This window comes from Maridesulfovibrio sp. (assembly GCF_963678865.1).
In the GTDB taxonomy this organism is placed as follows: Bacteria; Desulfobacterota; Desulfovibrionia; order Desulfovibrionales; family Desulfovibrionaceae; genus Maridesulfovibrio.
Genome location: NZ_OY787459.1, coordinates 617,352 through 637,558 on the forward strand (window position 1 = coordinate 617,352; position 20,207 = coordinate 637,558).

General features: G+C 47.7%; 18 protein-coding genes and 1 tRNA gene. 3 read left to right on the top strand and 16 right to left on the bottom strand.

From position 1 onward, the window contains the following. Positions 1-40 precede the first annotated feature (40 nt). Both ACKU41_RS02730 and ACKU41_RS02735 read left to right on the top strand, forming a co-directional pair. Positions 41-784, top strand: a complete 744-nt coding sequence (locus ACKU41_RS02730; protein ID WP_321403976.1) for a Smr/MutS family protein — start codon at positions 41-43, stop codon at positions 782-784. Between the two features lie 137 nt (positions 785-921). Further along, a complete protein-coding gene (locus tag ACKU41_RS02735) occupies positions 922-1,944 on the top strand; it encodes an STAS domain-containing protein (protein WP_321403978.1) in 1,023 nt (340 codons plus the stop codon). A 31-nt stretch (positions 1,945-1,975) separates the two neighbouring features. On the opposite strand, the gene priA is transcribed toward ACKU41_RS02735, so the two are convergent. From priA to ftsH, 8 genes are read right to left on the bottom strand one after another with little or no spacing between them, the layout of a single operon-like run. Next, complete coding sequence (gene priA, locus ACKU41_RS02740; protein WP_321403979.1) at positions 1,976-4,318, bottom strand: primosomal protein N'; 2,343 nt, start codon at positions 4,316-4,318, stop codon at positions 1,976-1,978. 2 nt (positions 4,319-4,320) lie between these two features. Further along, the gene (locus ACKU41_RS02745; RefSeq protein WP_321403981.1) at positions 4,321-5,082 is read right to left on the bottom strand and encodes a hypothetical protein; all 762 of its coding nucleotides are present in this window, start codon (positions 5,080-5,082) and stop codon (positions 4,321-4,323) included. After that, positions 5,073-5,942, bottom strand: coding sequence for a UTP--glucose-1-phosphate uridylyltransferase GalU (gene galU, locus ACKU41_RS02750; RefSeq protein ID WP_319779687.1), 870 nt, complete (start codon positions 5,940-5,942; stop codon positions 5,073-5,075). Before galU ends, ACKU41_RS02745 begins: the two co-directional genes overlap by 10 nt. Before the next feature lie 52 nt (positions 5,943-5,994). Then, a complete protein-coding gene (gene glmM, locus ACKU41_RS02755) occupies positions 5,995-7,344 on the bottom strand; it encodes a phosphoglucosamine mutase (RefSeq protein WP_319779689.1) in 1,350 nt (449 codons plus the stop codon). Positions 7,345-7,374: 30 nt separating this feature from the next. After that, positions 7,375-8,295, bottom strand: a complete 921-nt coding sequence (locus tag ACKU41_RS02760) for a CdaR family protein (protein ID WP_321403984.1) — start codon at positions 8,293-8,295, stop codon at positions 7,375-7,377. 4 nt (positions 8,296-8,299) lie between these two features. Beyond that, complete coding sequence (cdaA, locus tag ACKU41_RS02765; RefSeq protein WP_319779691.1) at positions 8,300-9,046, bottom strand: diadenylate cyclase CdaA; 747 nt, start codon at positions 9,044-9,046, stop codon at positions 8,300-8,302. Beyond that, entirely contained in the window at positions 9,046-9,888 is an 843-nt protein-coding gene (gene folP / locus ACKU41_RS02770; RefSeq protein ID WP_321403985.1) for a dihydropteroate synthase, read from the bottom strand. The genes cdaA and folP overlap by 1 nt, the downstream gene beginning before the upstream one ends. A 13-nt stretch (positions 9,889-9,901) precedes the next feature. Next, on the bottom strand, positions 9,902-11,968 hold the full coding sequence (gene ftsH, locus ACKU41_RS02775; RefSeq protein ID WP_319779693.1) for an ATP-dependent zinc metalloprotease FtsH: 2,067 nt from the start codon (positions 11,966-11,968) through the stop codon (positions 9,902-9,904). A gap of 196 nt (positions 11,969-12,164) precedes the next feature. Between ftsH and ACKU41_RS02780 the strand changes: the two genes are divergently transcribed. Further along, positions 12,165-12,258, top strand: a tRNA-Sec gene (locus ACKU41_RS02780). Positions 12,259-12,350: 92 nt separating this feature from the next. On the opposite strand, the gene ACKU41_RS02785 is transcribed toward ACKU41_RS02780, so the two are convergent. The 8 genes from ACKU41_RS02785 to ACKU41_RS02820 form a co-directional block, all read right to left on the bottom strand. Continuing rightward, a complete protein-coding gene (locus tag ACKU41_RS02785) occupies positions 12,351-12,710 on the bottom strand; it encodes a hypothetical protein (protein WP_319779694.1) in 360 nt (119 codons plus the stop codon). 151 nt (positions 12,711-12,861) lie between these two features. Beyond that, positions 12,862-14,244 (bottom strand): argininosuccinate lyase, encoded by a 1,383-nt coding sequence (gene argH, locus ACKU41_RS02790; RefSeq protein WP_319779695.1) that lies wholly within the window; start codon positions 14,242-14,244, stop codon positions 12,862-12,864. Positions 14,245-14,510: 266 nt separating this feature from the next. Next, the gene (locus ACKU41_RS02795) at positions 14,511-15,746 is read right to left on the bottom strand and encodes an argininosuccinate synthase (RefSeq protein WP_319779696.1); all 1,236 of its coding nucleotides are present in this window, start codon (positions 15,744-15,746) and stop codon (positions 14,511-14,513) included. 26 nt (positions 15,747-15,772) lie between these two features. After that, positions 15,773-16,750 (bottom strand): ornithine carbamoyltransferase, encoded by a 978-nt coding sequence (argF, locus tag ACKU41_RS02800; protein ID WP_319779697.1) that lies wholly within the window; start codon positions 16,748-16,750, stop codon positions 15,773-15,775. Positions 16,751-16,954: 204 nt separating this feature from the next. Continuing rightward, on the bottom strand, positions 16,955-17,410 hold the full coding sequence (ybeY, locus tag ACKU41_RS02805) for an rRNA maturation RNase YbeY (protein ID WP_319779698.1): 456 nt from the start codon (positions 17,408-17,410) through the stop codon (positions 16,955-16,957). Next, positions 17,410-18,390, bottom strand: coding sequence for a PhoH family protein (locus ACKU41_RS02810; protein WP_321403990.1), 981 nt, complete (start codon positions 18,388-18,390; stop codon positions 17,410-17,412). Before ACKU41_RS02810 ends, ybeY begins: the two co-directional genes overlap by 1 nt. A 78-nt stretch (positions 18,391-18,468) precedes the next feature. Then, positions 18,469-18,837: a response regulator gene (locus tag ACKU41_RS02815; RefSeq protein WP_319779699.1), complete on the bottom strand. Its 369-nt coding sequence runs from the start codon at positions 18,835-18,837 to the stop codon at positions 18,469-18,471. 131 nt (positions 18,838-18,968) lie between these two features. Continuing rightward, positions 18,969-20,135, bottom strand: a complete 1,167-nt coding sequence (locus ACKU41_RS02820; RefSeq protein ID WP_321403991.1) for a THUMP domain-containing protein — start codon at positions 20,133-20,135, stop codon at positions 18,969-18,971. Between the last annotated feature and the right edge of the window lie 72 nt (positions 20,136-20,207).

Consider the following 20,207-nt stretch of genomic DNA (forward strand, 5'->3'; position numbering starts at 1 on the left):
ATGACTAACTTGATAGCTCATTTTTTCAGGAGATATTTTTATGGCTAAAAAGAAAATGAATTCCCTTTCCGATCTGAAAGGGTTAAAATTCAAAGAAGATAAAAAAGAAGAACACGTTCCTAAAGCAGTGCGTAAGGCACTGGAAGCGGTCAAAAAAAAGCCCGCTCCAGTTAAATCACAGGAAAAGCAAGTTGAAGTTGATGATGATCAGGCTTTCATGGACGCCATGATCGGGGTGGAGCGAATCGACAAATCTACAGTAGCGCTCAAGAAGCCAAAACCAGCACCGGCTCCAAAACAATCCGAAGATGATGAAGGAAAAGAATATTTAAGCAGTCTGATTTCCGGTAAAATTGAATTTGAGCTGGAATATACCGACGAATTCATGTTCGGCTTTGTACGCGGTACGGATACCAAGGTTTTCCAGAAACTTAAGATGGGTGCTTTCAGCTACGAATCACATATCGACCTGCACGGTATGAATTCCGAACAGGCATTCGACAACCTGCTCTTTTTCATCCGTGAATCTTTCCTGCAGGGCAAGCGCTGTGTACTGGCCGTAACCGGACGCGGCAAAAACTCCCCCGGCGGACATTCGGTGCTCAAACGTGAAATCCAAGAATGGCTGACCCGCGACCCGTTCCGTCGAGTGGTACTGGCATTCTGCACTGCTCAGCCCAAGGACGGCGGAGCCGGAGCTGTCTACATCCTGCTGCGCAAACAGAAGAAAGTTCAGGGCAAAGTCAAATGGGATAAAGGCATTAACTGGGGCAAAGAATTTTAATTTCGAAAAATAGCCGAAGTCCTGTTAGGCTGAATTAAGGATTAAGGCTAGTTTTCAAAAAATGATTTTAAATCCCAAGAACTTAGATGCAGTTTCACCGGGTAATATTCTGAACAGGTGATTAAAAAGGGCTGTCTGTGGAAATTTATGATAATCCGGATAGAATTAAGCTGGCCTTTGGAATTCCATTTTTCAATATAGATTTCAATGAGCTGATGCATGCTGTTGGGGAAAAAGCCGGGGCCAAAGAAAAAACCATGATCTTTGCGCCCTCTTTCCCGTGGCTGCTGGATTATGCAAAAGCACCGCACCTCTGCCCTGATTATGCTGATTTTATTCTTGCAACAGATTCAGAATTAGTAAACCTCGCGAAAAAATCTGATATCAAGCTGAAAATGCCCTTGGAGTACTTTGAACTCCCGGAACAGATCGCCCGAATCTGCGCCCACTACGGCTACAGCCTGCTCCACATATCCGAAACAGCCCTGAAAACCGATATCCTTGTCAGGGATGGATTCGTGCCCCTTTCATGGGATTTATTCACCCATTTCAAGACTACAGGTGAACTGGATGACATCGATGTGCAATCAATCATCGGAAGTGCCAACAACCTGCGCCCGGACATCGTACTTATCTCGGCCCGACCGGATTCAATCTGCTGCTGTCTACCGAAAATCTATGAACATATGCATGACTGCGTTCTAATCTGCATCCCGCAGGACGTCGATAAAAACCGTATCGCAGATAAAGTTGACAACATAATCACCCCGTTAATGCTCCTGCGTGAAGAGATAGATTTACTGGATGAAATCAAACAGACCGCATCGCTCGCCCTGCAATCTTCAATCAGAACTGACGAAACCTGCATCCCGGCAAAAATTGAAATTTCTGGAACACTGGATGCAGGACTAATCCCGGACCTGCTCCGTACCGGAACCCGCATGCTGGATCGAAACTTCTCACCCGCTCTTGATTTATCCAATACTCACGCGGCATCCGTCAAAGGAATGGAAGCCCTTTGTTTCTTGGGCCGCAAATTCCATGAAGCCGGGAAGAAAATAACAATCAGCAAAATCTCACCGGCGCTGAGCAATAATATGCACCGCTCAGGTGCTATGTATTTCTTTGCTGATGTTCCGGGTATCCAGAGCAGATTCTAAACTGATAATTCCTACGAACGCAAAGTATCAACTACAGCATATTCACCGGATCAAGGTCCATTGTAATACGGATCTGTTTTTTATCTGGATTGCGGCGCAATATTTCTGCATAAAGTTCACGCGTTTTCAGCCAATCATCAGACTTGAGCAGACAATTGAACCGCTTGCGGCCGCGCAACTGAGCCAGAGGTGCAGGAACCGGCCCCATAGCCATAATACCTGCCTCCTTTGCTGCCTCACGGATATGGCTAAAAAACGGTGGGCAGAGATGCTCCCCTTCCCAACCCATGGGATGGCTGATACGAATCAAGGTTAATTTGGTAAATGGAGGATAGCGGAACCTGCGCCGTTTTTCGATTTCCTTCTCAAAAAAAGTTTTGTAATCAGCTGAAGTGACTGCTCCCCAGATAGGATTCTGGGGGTTACGGGTTTGAATGATGACCTCACCCGGCTTATCTCCCCGCCCTGCGCGTCCTGAGACCTGCACCAGCAACTGAAAAGTACGCTCTGCGGAACGATAGTCCGGCAGATTCAAACCGAGATCGCCCTCGGAAACAACTACCAGCGTCACGCCGGGGAAATTATGTCCCTTAGAGAGCATCTGAGTGCCTACCAGCACCTGTGCATCACCACGGGCAAAACTCTTCAGGATTTCATCCAGTCTTTCCTGTCTTCGTGTGGAATCGCGGTCCATGCGTAAAATTTTGGTTTCCGGTGGCAGAGCCTTGGCAACCTGCTCCTCAAGACGCTCAGTTCCTCCTCCCAGAGGCATGAGATTGCTGCCGCCGCAAGTGGCACAAGGCAAAGGGAAATGGTAGGCATTGCCGCAATAATGACATATGACCCGTTCCCGAGCCTTATGGTAGGTCATACTGACATTGCAATGCGGACACTTAAACGGTTCCTCACAATCAGTGCAATAAATAAGAGGTGAAAAACCGCGGCGGTTAAGCATGACTACCGCCTGTTCCCCTTTTTCCACTACTTCTTTCAAACGGGCTTCTGTTTCCGGTGCAAAGGGTTGTTCCGGATTTTTAATGTTACTGGTATCGACCACTTTTACCATCGGCAGAACTGATTTACCTACCCGTTTTTCCATGGAGATAACATCAAATGCACCCTGCTGTGCAGCATGGAAGGTCTTGATATCCGGAGTGGCCGAACCGAGCACTAAAAGGCTTCCGGTCATATGAGCCAGAACATAAGCAACCTCTTTGGCCTGATACGGCAGCCGCTCCTCCTGCTTATAAGATTCGTCGTGCTCCTCATCCACAATAATAAGACCGGGATTACGCACGGGAAGAAATAAAGCCGAGCGGGTCCCCACTATCAGTGCCGGACTTTCATCCTCGGCCAAGGCTCGAAAAATAGCTTCTTTACGTACCGGGGTCTGGTAGCCATGATAGAGGTATTTACGCGTTTCAGGAAACAACGGGCAGAGACCGTTCCACAAAGCATAAGCAAGTGCAATCTCCGGAACCAGTACTATAACAGACTTGCCCTGCTCCATGCATTTACGGGCTGCGGTCATGTAGACAAGGGTCTTGCCGCTTCCGGTTATGCCATGCAGCAATTTGACAACGCCCTTCGGTTCTTCGAGAGCGCAAAGCAATTCATTAATAGCCCCCTGCTGCTGCTCTGAAGGCACAAAATCCCATTTAGGTCCGGTAGCCACACATTTTTCAGCCGGATTGCGTTCTTCCTCAGGAGGAGGGCCTATTTTGACCAGTGAATCAGAATGAAGTTTCTTGATCACTCCGGTAGTCCAATCGCCCATGATATTTTTCAGAAAACCTTTCTCACGGGGACCGTTTTCAAAAAGAAACTCCAGAATCTGTAGCTGGCGGGCAGCATTAGGACGCACCGGCCACGGAGGATCGGAAGTAAGGCTGACGTATTCCTCTTTTTCAATGGAAGAAGGCAGGCTGACATTCATCCGCCTTTCGTTATAAATATGAACCAACTCCATTCTGCGCTCGGAAGACAGGCGGGCGATATCAAGGGCTTTCAGCCGGGCAGGAAAAGAACGGTCAGAGACCTTGAAAGATACTTTGGCGCTACGGAACCGTTTGGGAACAACATTTTCCAGCACCTTACCCAGAGGCTGCATCTGACGGGCACCGATATTGCGGTAAAGCTTGAAATGGTTTGAATTTAAAAGCGGTTCCCGCTCCAGAGGCCAGATTATGGATTTGAGTTCCACATTTTCCGGCGGAATTTCCACTGTTTCAATAAGAAAAGCCACCCGCACTGAACGTCCCAAAGGAACAAGCACCCGCTGCCCTTCCATCAATTCAGGAAGGTCGGCGGGTGCTTCGTATGTGTAAATTGAATATGGCGGGCTGGCGAGGCATGCCTGCCAGAGTCTAGTCATTACTATTCTTTACCCGGTTTGAGACATTTTTTCAGAAATTCATAAACCCTGCCACCGGGGATCCCGCATCCTTTGGCCTTTTTAATGGCTGCAGGAGCAAATTCCGCCGGGGAAAACTTCTTGCGAATACTCTTCCACTGTACCCTGAAATCAATTTTCTCATCGCCTAGCTTAATGATTCCGGTATGCGGAAGCATAAAACCGGCAAACTTTGAATAAGTGCCGAAAGTAATTTCGCATTGCGGACCTAAGACTATCTTAAGTGGTGCAAAATCTTCATTATTAAACCAGATCTGCGGAGAAGAATCATCTCCCTGCTCCGCACCGAACACGAAAGCCGGGGTATCTTCATAAAATCCGTAACTTCTTGTGGAGTTGGAAACACCTATAGACTTCCAGTCTGCAACAGGATCATCCGGGGTCCAGAACTGCAATACTGAAACCGGCATTTCCGCCCCGGAAGGACACTGGGCGATAGTCTTGAAATATTGTCCCACGGACTTGGCCTCTACAGTGGCATTGCCCCCGGACTCAATAAAAGTCTGCTGCCAGTGATCGTGCCCGCGTTTGATTATAAGACGGGTTCCCGGTTCCGAAGGAAAGGTCAATTCCGCTTCAAATGAAGTCAGTGAGCCATAGTTACGGTACATGGCATCATTAATTACCTCATCAGACGGAAAAAAAGCCCTTGCCGGACTGCTGAAAAACAGGCTCACGGCAAGGACTGAAAGTACTACATAACTATTTAAATTCTTTACGAACAAGACAAAAGCTCCCGCAATCTGGATACAATATCATCACGAAGCCCCTCATCCTGAAGGGCAAAATAAATATTTGCAGTAAGATAATCCACCCAATCCCCGGCGTCAAACCTTTGTCCACGAAGTTTAACCGCCAGAAGCTTATTATCCTGAGCAAGTCCCTGCAGAGCATCAGTGAGCTGAATTTCTCCACCCACGCCCGGCTCCAGACTTTCCAGATGATCAAAAATCTCAGGCAGAAGAACGTAACGCCCTACTATCGCCAACCGCGAAGGGGCCTGACCGATAGCAGGTTTTTCAACCAGTGAACGGACCCGGTACATACCCGGAGCAAATTCTTCACCTTGGATAATACCATAGCGGTTGACCTTATTTTCAGGAACTTCAATAACGCCGACAACAGCCATATTCTCAGTACGGGCAGCATCAATAAGCTGCTTGATGCCAGGCTCAAGCCCGAACATCAGGTCATCACCGACCATAACGGCAAAAGGATCATTCTTGCATACTTCTTTAGCGCAAAGCACTGCATGCCCGAGGCCGAGCTGTTTTTTCTGACGTACGGAAATAATATTTACCATTTCCGCAACTTTCCTGACTTCCGCTAGGGCCTCTGTCTTACCGCCGCGCTTCAACACGTCTTCAAGGGAAAGGTTGTAATCAAAGTGGTCTTCAATGATCTTCTTGTTCTGGTTATTAATAAAAATAACATCAGTCAGTCCGCTGGACATGGCCTCTTCCACCACATGCTGCACAACGGGTTTCTTGAAAATGGGCAGCATTTCCTTGGGAATGTTCTTGGTGGCAGGCAATGATCTTGTACCCCATCCAGCAACCGGAACAATAACTTTCTTGATGACCATTGATCATATCTCCTTGAAATATTGGGTGCTTCTGCAGCTATTAAACTAATTGTCAGCGCAAATGTTCTTCCAGAACTTTTGCAAGCTCGGAAGTATAAGAATCAACCTTGGAACTGTCTTCTGCTTCAACCATCACTCTGGCAACAGATTCAGTTCCTGAATAACGCAGTAGAACTCGCCCTTTTCCGGCCAATTCATGCTCAACCTGCTTAAGGGCTTCCTGCACAGCGGGAACCTCTTCAAAGGGCCTTTTCCGCTTAACGTGAACATTCTGTAATTTTTGCGGATAAAGTTCAAGCAATCCGGAAAGCTCGGAAAGCGGTCTGTTCTTCACACACAGTATACGCAATAACTGCAAGGCTGCAAGCAGCCCATCGCCTGTGGTGCTGAATTCTTTAAAAATAAGATGGCCGGACTGCTCTCCGCCCAGAATAGCTCCTTCACGGCGCATGGCTTCCACCACATAACGATCCCCGACCGGAGTACGCAACAGGGAACCGCCCTTTTCCTTCATAAAATTTTCAAGAGCCATGTTACTCATGACCGTGGCCACAAGCATGTTGCGGCTAAGCTTTTCCCGCTCCATAAGATCAGCGGCACACATGGCCATGATGACGTCTCCGTCAAGGACCTGCCCCTTCTCATCAACAACGATCAACCGGTCAGCATCACCATCAAGGGCCAGCCCGATGTCGGCATGCTCTTCCACTACCCTTTGCCCCAGAATTTCAGGATACAGGGATCCGCATTTGTCATTGATGTTCAGACCGTCGGGCTTGTTACCTATACGGACAACCTCCGCCCCGAGTTCCTCGAACATATGACCGAGGCTGTAGGCAGCTCCGTTGGCACAATCAAGAACAAGCCTGACTCCGTTCAAAGTCATATTCTGTGGAAAGCTGTATTTAAGATAAACGATGTAACGTCCGCGAGCGTCATCAATCTTGAATGCACGGCCCACTTTCTCTGCCTGCGGATAATCCCACTGAGTGTCCTGAGACATAACCATTTCTGCAATTTTATCTTCAACCTCATCAGGAAGCTTGTAGCCGCTGGCATCAAAAAACTTGATACCGTTATCCATGAACGGGTTGTGGGAAGCGGAAATAACAATGCCGAGATCTGCACGCATGTTACGTGTCAGAAAAGATACGGCCGGAGTCGGCATAGGCCCGACCTGAAAAACATCCATACCCATGGCACAAAGCCCGGAAGTAAGCGCAGACTCAAACACATATCCTGAAAGGCGGGTATCTTTACCGATAATCACTTTATGGCGCTGATTTCCGTTCCTGAAATATGAACCGGCTGCAAGGCCCATACGCAGGGCAACTTCAGCTGTCATTGGAAATATATTTACCTGACCGCGCAAGCCGTCAGTGCCGAACAAACGTTTATTCATCCATCTCTCCGAAAATATACAGACCGTTCATCAATGCGCATCCGGCGCCGGTCTTGATATAGTTACAGTTATTGCTTCAGGCTTTCTCTTTTGCACAGCACAACCTTTGGGCAGGCTAACTTCGTAAGGAACGACATTATCACCTTCTGGAATTGTCGTGCTCAAATCGATTGAAGCAGTAATCTCATCTCTGAATCCATTTTTCCTGAAAAAAGGCTTAGGTCCTTCTACAAGCAGCCTGACGTAATTCTGACTGGCGGTAAAGTCAATATCATCCGACCCCAAAATATAAAGAGGAACCTTGACCCACATCTTGCCGGAACGAACCGCAAAATCGAGATTAACACTAACCAGACCGGGGGTAGATTCCACAGTCTCCGGTAATTGCAGGGGAACTTCCCCACGCCAGAAACCGGGAGAATCAGTATCCAGCATAATCGGCTGGGTTTTGACCTGCGTAATCTTTTTCAGCACAGAAGCAGGACCGCGCAGGTCAACCTCTTCAGGTTCGGCAAATTTCTTCTTCAGGGTATAGTCACGGTGCAGGTCTCCTTCCCATACCGGGATAACACTGACCCTCTTTGTAACAAACATATCCATGACCAGATTAATATGTGAAGGGTTAATCTCAACAACCTCAAGCGCACTTCCCAGACCTAAATTTTCCGGAACAATGTTGACAGGGTTATTACCCACGACAAGATGTCCTGTATCCAGCGAATAAGCTATTTTTTTGGTATCAAGATTACGGATAAGACCTTTAGGACCGCGCAGACGCACGGAAACCTTACTGATCATCCCTTCGCGGATAATCATACCCTGCGGGGGATTGACTATCTCCAGCGGAAATTCCACCCATGTCTCAACAAGATCACGCCCGGTAACCAAATACCAGGTCAAAAGAGCCATCATGAGGGCCATTGCGGCTATTTTCCAGTGCTGTGTTTTCATACCATTAAGTCAATACGTTTTTGAGGACTCTTTTAAGCCTGACCATATCAAGGCTTGTAGTCAATTTACCACCGATTGCAGCAGAAATAGTACCGCGCTCCTCGGAAACAACAAGGGCAATGGCATCAGTCTCCTCGCTGATCCCAAGGGCTGCCCTGTGCCGGGTGCCGATGGAACTCTGGCGGGTAGGGACCTGTGCCAGCGGCAGAATACAGGAAGCAGCTACAATCTTGTTGGATTGAATAACCACCGCCCCGTCATGCAACGGAGTGTCCGGCCAGAAAATATTAACCAGCAGTTGCTTGCTGACCCGGCCATTTATTTCGATCCCTTTTTCAAGAATATCACCAAGGGGTACGTTCTTCTGAATAACCAGCAAGGCCCCGATTTTCTGACGGGCCATGGAATCCATGGCGGAGCAGATTTCATCGATCACCGCAATCTCGAAATCCTGTTTACGCCAGAAACGCCCTGCTCCCATCTGGGCCAGTCCTTTACGTATATCCCTCTGAAAAAGAACGATAATTACAAGGAAGATAGAACTTAAAAAATTCGTCAGCAACCAGTTCAGTGTATAGAGGCCGAAAACATCAGAAAGGTAGTAGACAAGCAGAACCAGCAAAAGTCCCCAGATTACCGCAGCAGCACGGGTTCCGCGCACCAGCAGGATGATGTAAAAATAGACAATAGCCACCAGACCTATGTCCAGCAGCTCTTTCCAGGAGATTTGAAAGCCCAGAAATTCAAACATCAATAATCCCCGCAGATCTCCTTTACTATCTTCAAAGTCTGGCTGGTCAGCCCAACCTCATGCACCCTATGGATGGGAACCCCGCGAGCTGCTAAAACAGCAGTGGCAGCCTGAGTCGCATTCTGCCGCTCATCCGATTCCAATCCCAACAATTTACCCCAAAGTGACTTGTTTGAAAGCCCCATATAAACCGGGAAACCCAATTCCATAAACCGATCAATTCGGCGCAGAATAGCCAGATTATGCTCTAGGGTTTTCCCAAAACCAATACCGGGATCAATCACTATATGACTTTCGGGTAAGCCTGACTTTATGAGTTTTTCAAGACTTTTTTCAAAAAAACTCAAAATATCTTCTATTACATTATCATAAGTCGGCGACAATTGCATCTGCTCCGGGCTACCCTGACTGTGCATGAGCACATAACCCGGCTTGAGGTCGGCTACTACCTCCAGCAAGGTTGGGTCCTGGGAAAATGCCGAGACATCATTCACAATTGCGGCCCCGGCCTCTATGGAAGCACGGGCCACCCCGCTTTTAACCGTATCAACAGAAACCACATAATCACGGCTCAATTCCTTGATTACCGGGATTACACGAGCCAGCTCGTCTTCCAAAGAAACGGGATCGGCAAATGGCCGTGTGCTCTCACCACCCACATCAAGAATATCCGCCCCCTGTTCAGCAAGCAGGCGGCCATGCTCAATAGCCTGCCGCGGATCATAGTTCTTTCCCCCGTCATAAAAGGAATCAGGGGTAACATTAACAATACCGGCAATAAAAAAAGGGGCAGGGCCTAACACCCTGCCCCCATTTATGGTCCAAGAATAATTACGGGACATAAATCCTGAATCCTTATTCGGAACTTTTTTTATCTTCAGAAGCTTCAGGCTCTTCAGCTTTGTCTTCTTTATCAGTCTCTGCAGGTTTATCTGAGAGCTTGAATTCATCTTCAGTATTTTCTGCCTGATCTGGAGTCTGCTCTTCAAAAGCAAACTCACCCTTTTCAGCCTCTTCGTCCTGCTCAGACTCGACAACAGGAGTGTAGCCGGGTTTGGAAGTTGAGCCGTACGCCCTCGAGGCAGAAGCAGGTTTTGAGGGAGTTACGGTTTCAAGAGGAGGAAGCTCGCCGCCGGTCATGAGTATATCGAGATCGTTGCCGTCGATAGTCTCACGCTCAAGCAGGGCTGCGGAAACAGCATGCAGAGACTTTTCATTATCGGAAAGGAGTCTGTTAGCGGTTTCGTAAGCGGTATCAATAATCCGTCTGACCTCGGAATCAATGAGGCGTGAAGTATCTTCACTGAAGTCCTTGTGCTGAACAAGTTCTTTGCCGAGGAAAACCTGATCCTGACTTTCACCGAAGGTCATGGGACCGAGTTTTTCGCTCATACCCCATTGGCAGACCATGGAACGGGCCATCTTGGTGGCGCGCTCAATATCATTGCTGGCCCCGGTGGTAACCTGATTGAGAATCAGTTCCTCAGCCACTCGCCCGCCGAGCAGCATAACCAGAGTATCTTCAAGATATGCTTTATTGTAATTATGGCGGTCATCCACGGGCAGCTGCTGGGTCACACCCAGAGCACGGCCACGGGGAATAATGGTAACCTTGTGAACAGGGTCGCAGTTCTCAAGCAGTTTAGCGATGAGAGCATGACCGGCTTCATGATAAGCAGTGGTCTTTTTATCCTCATCGGTAAGAATCAGGCTGCGGCGTTCGCGGCCCATGAGGACTTTATCTTTGGCTTCTTCGAAATCAGCCATTTTGACATAGTCCTGATTATTCTTAGCTGCATACAGAGCTGCCTCGTTAACGAGGTTTTCAAGGTCCGCACCGGAGAATCCGGGAGTACCGCGGGCTATGACATCAAGGTCAATTTCACCGGCAAGAGGAGTTTTACGGGTATGAACCTTGAGGATATGTGCACGGCCCTGAACATCCGGAGTAGGCACGACAACCTGTCTGTCAAAACGACCGGGACGCAGGAGCGCGGGATCGAGTACATCAGGTCTGTTGGTTGCCGCAATGAGGATTACCCCTTCGTTGGACTCAAAACCGTCCATTTCAACCAGCAACTGGTTCAAGGTCTGTTCACGCTCATCATGTCCGCCACCGAGACCAGCGCCACGCTGGCGCCCGACAGCATCAATTTCATCAATAAAGATAAGGCAGGGTGCATTTTTTTTACCCTGTGCGAAAAGGTCACGCACACGGGAAGCACCGACACCTACAAACATTTCAACAAAATCGGAACCGGAAATGGAAAAGAAAGGAACACCTGCTTCACCGGCAACTGCACGGGCAAGCAAAGTTTTACCGGTACCGGGGGGGCCCACCAGCAGCACACCTTTAGGGATTCGTCCGCCAAGACGGGTGAATTTTTTAGGCTCGCTAAGGAACTGAACAACCTCGGAAAGTTCATCCTTGGCTTCGTCAACTCCGGCAACATCATCAAAAGTTACGCGAGCTGTTTCTTCATTTATCATCCGCGCACGGGAACGCCCGAAAGACATGGCACCGCCACGGCCTCCACCGCCTCCCTGCATCTGACGCATGAAGAAAATCCATACCCCGACCAGAAGCAGCATGGGAAACCATGATATGAACAGGGTCATATACCATGGAGCCTCTTCTTCAGGCTCGGCCACAACTTCAATTTTGTTTTTGAGCAGATGTTGTACAAGGGCCGGATCATCGGGGTTATAAGTGACGAAACGTTTGTCACCAACCATTACCCCACTCATCTTCTGCCCCTGAATCTTTACTTGAAGGACTTCTCCTTCATCGACCCTGCTTAAAAAGTCGGTGTAGGAAAGTTTGAGCTGGGAAGTCTGCGGCTGATTGAACAAATTGAATAAAACAATCATTACCAGCATAATGGTTACCCAGACCAAGAGATTCTTGGCAAAACTATTCAAAGTCAATCTCCTTAGATATGCGTCCGGTCTGCCAGAGCCTGTCAATATGCGGCAAGCACCGGACTGTATTTACATTTTTTCTACAGTTTCAATCAGGTATTAATAAGACTAATTCGGGAAAAGGCAAGTCATATTCAAAAATATTATTATGCTTGCCCTTTGCCATCAAAATTGTTAGCCCTTTTTTCTTCAAAGCGGAAGTGTATCGTAACCGGTGTTGCGCCTGGACTTCAAATCCAGTGGACGGGTTAACCCTCGTCGGTAGGTTCGACTCCTATACACTTCCGCCATTTTATTTCAGCCTAAATCTATTTTTTTCTCAGCTCTCCGCCCAGAGAGACCTTTCGCAACAGAATCCAAATTTATTAAACTGTTATTTATTTTAGAAATGTCCGCCATCTATCAGTGGACGATAAAGATTTTCCTGCGATTCCATCCACAAAGAATAACCTTGGTCGGACTCTTCTACTTTATAAAAAAAATCTTCGAAATCGGCACCATTAGGCAGGTCAAACGAGATTGTACTGGTCATCATCGAATTTTTCCACTCCTTGGACTCCTCATCGTATTCACGACCCCAATTGATAATGTTACTCATGGTAACTTGAGTGGAATCTTTTACCTTTTCCATTTTATTAAAAACCAGAGGCCTCTTTTTATACAAAACGACATTTTCTTTGCTTTCAAATGCCTTGGGCAGCATTTCTTCATATATGCAATACAATTCCGGATCTTTGCTCATTTTTTGCGTCCCTTAAATATGTTACGACTACTATCCTCTCATTAATCCATCATCGCCTTCCCAGCAACCCCCATGACTGACAATAAAAAAACCGGAATCCGACAGTAAAACTATCAGATCCCGGCTTTTTAATTTTTTTTGCAGACTGAATCTAACTATCCAGCCAAGCCTTGAGTTCGCTGATCTGCGCGTCAACAGATTCCGGTCCGGTGCTACCGGGGGAAACCCTGCGTTTAACAGCCGCTTCGTAAGAAAGAACCTCATATACATCTTCTTCAATCTTATCAGAAAACTCTTTGAGTTCTTCAAGGCTCATATCTTCAAGGCCCCTGCTCAGCGCTTCTGCTCCGGCAACAGCTGAACCGGTGATATGATGCGCTTCGCGGAAAGGAATACCTTTACCCACGAGGTAATCAGCCAGTTCGGTCGCATTGAGGAAACCCTTTTTCAATGCAGCTTCCATGTTATCAGGATTGAAACCCATGGCATCCATCATATCAGCCATGATCACCACGGAAGCATGCACGGTCTTATCACAGTCAAAGAAAGGCTCTTTGTCTTCCTGCATATCACGGTTATAGGCAAGCGGGAGACCTTTACAAGTGGTCATCAGTGAGAAAAGATCTCCGTAGACGCGTCCGGTCTTGCCACGCATGAGTTCGCAGACATCGGGATTCTTTTTCTGGGGCATGATTGATGAGCCGGTGGAAAATTCATCCGGAAGCTTGATGAAACCGAAACAGGGGTTGGCCCAGATGATCATTTCCTCGCAGATGCGGCTCAGGTGGATCATGATCAAACTTCCGGCAAACATGGCTTCCATTACAAAGTCACGATCGGAAACAGCATCAAGGCTGTTGCGGAAAGTTCCTTCCATACCAAGATATTTAGCGGAGGCAGCAGGATTAAGCGGGTAGGTGGTTCCTGCCAGAGCGGCCGCACCAAGCGGGGAGACATTTGCTCTCCTGATGCAGTCGACGACCCTGCTGTGGTCGCGCTTGAACATCCATGCGTAAGCCAGCATGTGGTGTGCAAGGCTAACAGGCTGTGCAGGCTGCAAATGAGTATAACCGGGGAGCAGCACATCCCTGTTTGCATCAGCCTTGGCTGTGAAAGATGCGATCAGCTTTTCAAGGGCTGTTTTCCATGCATCCAAAGAGCGGAGCACGTGCAGACGGAAGTCAGTAGCGACCTGATCGTTACGGCTGCGCCCGGTATGCAGCTTACCGCCCACAGGTCCGACAATCTCGGTCAGCCTGCTTTCGATATTCATATGGAGATCTTCCATCTCCTTTTTCCATTCAAATTTACCGGATTCAATCTCTTCCAGCACCTGATCAAGGCCTTTGACCAGAGTTTCGGCTTCTTCGGCGGTCAATACGCCCTGCTCTGCCAGCATCTTGGCATGAGCCTGAGAGCCGGAAATATCTTCGCGATACAGGTTCTGGTCGTAGCTTACGGATTCAGTGTAATCTTCAACAGACTGCGCGGTCTTGGCTGCAAATCTGCCGCCCCATAATTTATTATCTGCCATTATGAGCCTCTTTCGCCTCCGGCGGCTGGGGAAGGGAAACTTTTGCAAAAGTTTCCCTTCCCCAGACCCCATCCCTTCAAAACCTTTTGATAGGGCTTCGCCACCGGGGTCATAAATTTATGTGGAGAAGTAAAATTCTTATACCCACGTTCAAGCAGTATTACTTTTATCAAAGAAAAAGCCTGTCGTCAGCGGTTGTGCCGGGAACAGGCTCAATATTTAAAACCCGGACGAACTCACGTCCGTCCGGGCAATTCAGAACGTTACTAATCTACGTCTTCGACGTCGCCTTCCTTGATCCATTCGGAGCCGGAAGAAGTTTTGCCTTTGAGACGCAGGCCCACCAGCTTGATAAAGCCTTCAGCATCTTTCTGGTTGTATACTTCGTCTTCTTCGAAGGTAGCGAGATCTTCACGATACAGGGAGTAAGGAGACTTACGGCCTTCGGGAATCGCGTTACCCTTGTAGAGTTTCAGTCTTACGGTACCGGTTATAGTCTTCTGGGTTTCGTCGATCATGGCCTGAAGTGCAACACGTTCAGGAGCGAACCAGAAACCGTTGTATATCATTTCAGCATACTTGGGGATCAGACTGTCACGCAGGTGCATGACTTCACGGTCCATGCAAAGGCCCTCGAGGTCACGATGAGCTATGTGCATGATAGTTCCACCGGGAGTTTCGTAAACGCCACGGGATTTCATACCCACGAAACGGTTTTCAACCATATCCACACGGCCGATACCGTGCTTGCCGCCCAGTTCGTTGAGTTTTTCAACCAAAGCTGCAGGAGAATACTTGGTGCCGTTAATTGCAACAGGATCACCCTTTTCGAAATCAATAGTGATGATTTCAGCTTCATCCGGTGCCTGCTCAACGGGACGGCAGTAACGATAAGACTCGGGGGAAGGAGCATTCCAGGGATCTTCCAGCTCTGCACCTTCAAAGCTTACGTGCAGCATGTTGGCATCCATGGACCAAGGCTTCTTGCGGGTGTTGGGAATTTCAATGTCGTTAGCTTCTGCGAACTTCATGAGGTCGGTACGGGACTTGAGATTCCATTCACGCCATGGAGCGATATGTTTAAGCTTGGGATTCATGCCCATGCCGCCGAGTTCAAAACGAACCTGATCGTTACCTTTACCGGTTGCACCGTGAGCAAGGGCCTGAGCACCTTCCATTTCGGCAATTTCAACCATTCTTTTAGCGATCAGGGGACGGGCAATGGAAGTTCCGAGGAGGTAGCGTCCTTCATAGATAGCTCCAGCGCGGAACGCAGGAAAAATAAAATCACGGGCGAATTCTTCACGAAGATCTTCAACAAAAGCTTTTGTCGCACCGGTCCTGAGGGCTTTTTCCTCAATACCGTCAAGTTCTTCGCCCTGACCGAGGTCAGCGGTAAGGGTGATAACTTCGCAGTTGTACTCCTGTTTAATCCATTTAAGGATAATAGAAGTATCCAGACCGCCGGAATATGCCAGTACTACTTTTTCAATTTTGCTCATTTTTATAAATCCTTCAAAAAATTATATTACTCAATAGTATGCATGTGCGGCACAGCCTGCACAGGTCCGAGCAGTTTTTCAACTGCATCGTAATCCACTTCAATACCGTTAACAGCCCATTCAAGAATGGCTTTCTGCATATGCAGTCTGTTTTCAGCCTGATCAAAAATAATTGATCTGGGTCCGTCCAGCACTTCAGCGGTTACTTCCTCGCCGCGGTGTGCAGGCAGGCAGTGCATAATCTTGCAATCAGGATCAGCATGCTCGAGAAGTTTTTCATTTACCTGATAATCTGCAAACGCAAGTTCGCGTTTCTTCTGCTCTTCTTCCTGTCCCATGGAAGCGAATACGTCGGTATTGACGTAATGCGCGCCCTTGACGGCTTCCGCCGGATCATAACTCAAATTGATCTTGGCGCCCATGGAAAGAGCACGGGAAAGAATGTCATGGTCAGGCTCATAACCTTTGGGGAATGCCATAGTCAGGTAGAACGGAAAATAAATGGCAGCATTGATCCATGAATGAGCCATATTGTTTCCGTCACCGACCCATGCAACATGCACGTTTTTAAGATCGGGAGTCCTTTCGTAGATAGTCAGCATGTCGCTCAGCACCTGACAGGGATGATAACGGTCTGTAAGGGCATTGATGACCGGAACTGAACCGCAATCAGCAAGAGTGCGCACTTTATCCTGACCGAAAGTACGAACAACAAGAGCATCCGCATACCGTGAAAGGACCTGCGCGGTATCTTCCAAAGGTTCGCTTCTGCCGAGCTGGGATTCTGCCGGGGTCATGAAAACGGAATGACCGCCGAGCTGCTCAATGGCAATATCAAACGAAACACGTGTACGGGTGGAAGCTTTCTCAAAAATCATGATAACGGTTTTCCCTTCAAGGGCGTTATTCCTGATTTTATTATCTTTGAGCTCTTTGGCGCGCAGCAGAAGCTGGCCCAGTTCTGAACGGGGAACATCATTGATTTTAAGAAGATGTCTGATCATCGTAAAACTCCAAATATATTTAAGGTGAGCCTTAACTGACAATGAAAAAAAGCAATCGGGAATTATTGCCTGTAAGACCCGCCATTGTAAACCATAAAGAATCATCATGGCCTAAAAAAAGGACCAAAAACGGGATTTACTCATGCGCAGCATATGGACAGCCCCGGACAGGACTATGCTGCAAAGAAACGGGCTGGCTTTAAATTATTGCCAACCCAAAGTTCGCTGTCGGAAAACAGGAGCCACGGATTCAACAGCTGTATCGGTAAGGGAATACATTTCCGGACCGTGATCATACCCCGCAAGGTGCAACATTGCATGCGCAAGAAGCCTTACAGTATGCTCTTCCGGCTGTTGACCGTAGAGCCTGGTTTCACGGACAAGTGTATCCACAGACAAAACTATCTCTCCTAAAAAATTATTTTTTTCCAGATCAGGAGCATCCGAAAAAGGAAAGCTGAGCACATTGGTCGGCCCCACGCACCCCAGAAATTCTTCGTTTACTTCTGCAATAGCGGCATCATTGACTATTTTAAGATCAAAGTCAAAACCTTCCACGCCAAGCACCTCAAGCAACATATCCGCCATATGCAGCAGTTCCCTCTTTGCAAGAGGGAAGTTAGCATCCGGGATACATTCAATGCTCAGATTTACGCCCATTATTTAGCGCCCTTGCACTCGTACGAGTCGTAGGCTTTTACAATCCGGGCAACCAGAGGATGACGGATAACATCAGATTCTTCAAACTTGATAAAACTGATCCCACGCACGTCATGCAGAATATTGATCGCATCAACCAGTCCGGAAGGATCACGGTTGGGCAGGTCAATCTGGGTTATATCCCCGGTAACCACAGCCTTCGAACCGAAACCGAGGCGGGTAATAAACATCTTCATCTGTTCCGGGGTAGTATTCTGGGCCTCATCAAGAATGACGAAAGCATTGGAAAGAGTCCGTCCGCGCATAAAAGCCAGCGGCGCAATTTCAATTATATTTTCCTCAATCATGTCCTGCACTTTCCCCATATCAAGCATATCGTACAGCGCATCATAGAGCGGGCGCATGTAGGGATTGACCTTATCAACAAGGTCACCGGGCAGAAAACCGAGTTTTTCCCCGGCCTCAACGGCAGGACGAGTCAGGATGATCCTGTTGACTTCCTTGCGCTGCAGGGCATAGACAGCCATAGCCACAGCAAGATAGGTTTTACCTGTCCCGGCAGGACCAACGGAAAAAACCATATCATTTTCACGTATTGCGGAAAAATAAGCCCGTTGGGTCAGAGTTCGCGGAGTCAAAGTCTTTTTCGGTGAAACCGCAAAGAGTTCGTCTCGGAAAATTTTAATCAGGTCGGCCTGTGGATCACGGCAGAGTATACGGTAGGCGGCCTCCACATCCTGCGGAAACACTTCCTTTCCGGACTTAAGCAATCTGTAAAGCTGGGTGAAAGACTTTGCCACCGGATCGATGAGCTCTTCGTTTTCAGCGATCAGCTGCAGGGAATTACCCCTACTCTCTATACGCACCCCGGACTGCCGTGAGATGAGATCAAGGTTGGAATTCTGGGCGCCGAACAGCACACTGGCCAGCCCAACATCATCAAACTCAAGTTTAACCCGAAACTTTTCTTTATCTGCCATTAATCATTTCCTGTTAATTTTTGGAGCATGGATACGGCAGGATTCAAGAATATGCAACTAATTAAGAGGTGACGCAAATCAGATACCTAAAAGATCGTCCACTGCGGCCAGAATAGCTTTGGCGTTAAACGGCTTGGTAAAAGTATATTTTACACCGAACATTTTTATCCAATCAAGAGAATCATAATTTGCGGAAGAGCTCCCGCCGGACACAGCGATAATCTTAACGTCCGGATTTTCCTTCATCAACTCGCGTACAGTCTGCACGCCTTCCTTTTCCGGCATAAAAATATCCGTGATAACCAGATCAATCAAATTGCTGTCATAGCCCTGTACAGCCTTAACTCCGTCTTCGGCTTCAGTAACAAGGTGCCCTTCTTTCTCCAGCATGGCTTTGAGGACCTGACGTGAAATGGGATCATCATCAACGACGAGAATCCGGGGCATATAAACTCTCCTTAACTTCCCAAAAAATTAATCAGACAATCTAAGACAGCAAACGCAAAAATTACAACGCAGCTGTCACGCTAGGATTTAACTGTTAAAAAAAAGATTTTCAAGACATTAAAGAAAAAAACTTAGTAACGTGCTTTGCGGCTTCCCTTAAAAATTTCATATTCCAAAAGACGGCATTCGATTTTGGCATTATAAAAAACCAGCCTTCTCGAGGCCTTCAAACCGATAAACTTCGCCAACTCAAGATTACCGGTAAAAATAAACCCCTTATACCCCTGACACTTAGCTTTAAAAAAGTCACCGATCGCAGTATATATTTTTTCAAGCTTGGTCCTGTTTCCAAGACGTTCACCGTACTCAGGGTTCATAATGATAACACCGCCACCGTCAGGGACTTCTGTGTCACGAAAATCGCAGACATCAAACTGGATATGGTGCTCCACACCAGCTGCACGGGCATTCTTTTTCGCCGCTTCAACAGCCTCCGGATCAAGGTCTGTAGCGATAATCTTACCCTCTATGGAATCACGCTCACGGTCCTCGGCATCAATACAAAGGTTATCCCAGTATTCCTGATTGTAACCGGGAATACGCATGAAAGCGTAATTATCACGCATCAATCCGGGAGCACCGTTCAAGGCTACAAGCGCAGCCTCAATAGCCAAAGTGCCGCTGCCGCACATGGGAGAAACAAAATTGCCACGACCGTACCATTTTGCAGCCCTGATCAGGGTTGCGGCCAGAGTCTCCTGCAAAGGTGCCTTATGCGGAAATTTACGGTAGCCCCGGCGGGAAAGAGGAACACCTGAAGTATCTAGATAAACAGTACATTCATCATCTTTCCAATGCAGAAAAACTACAATTCCGGACATATCAGGCCCGGAGGAAGGACGCCGGCCGCTCTTCTCGCGGATGCGGTCCACAATTGCATCCTTGACCTTGACGTTGGCAAAACGGGAATCATTTACGGTTTCAGTGCGCACAGACGAAGTCACTGTAAGATAACCGTCCGGTGAAATAATTTTTTCCCAGACCATATCCTTGACCTGATTGTACATCTGATCCGGGGTATCCGCTTTAAATTTTTTAAGCTGATACATTACACGGTGCCCGCAACGCACCCAGAGGTTAAGCCGCATACAGTCGTTCAGGGAAGCCTTGGTTTCCACCCCGGCAGGAAGCTCAGCCCGGATTTTAAAGCCGAGGCGTTCCATCTCTTCGGCAAGATAAGGACTGAAATTTTTAGGACAGGTAACCAGCACAATACTTTTACGTTCAAAATCCAGCATATAAACCTCACCGGGCAATTAAATTCCCTGAAATATATTTAATACGGGTAGTAGATCAAATTCATGCATACA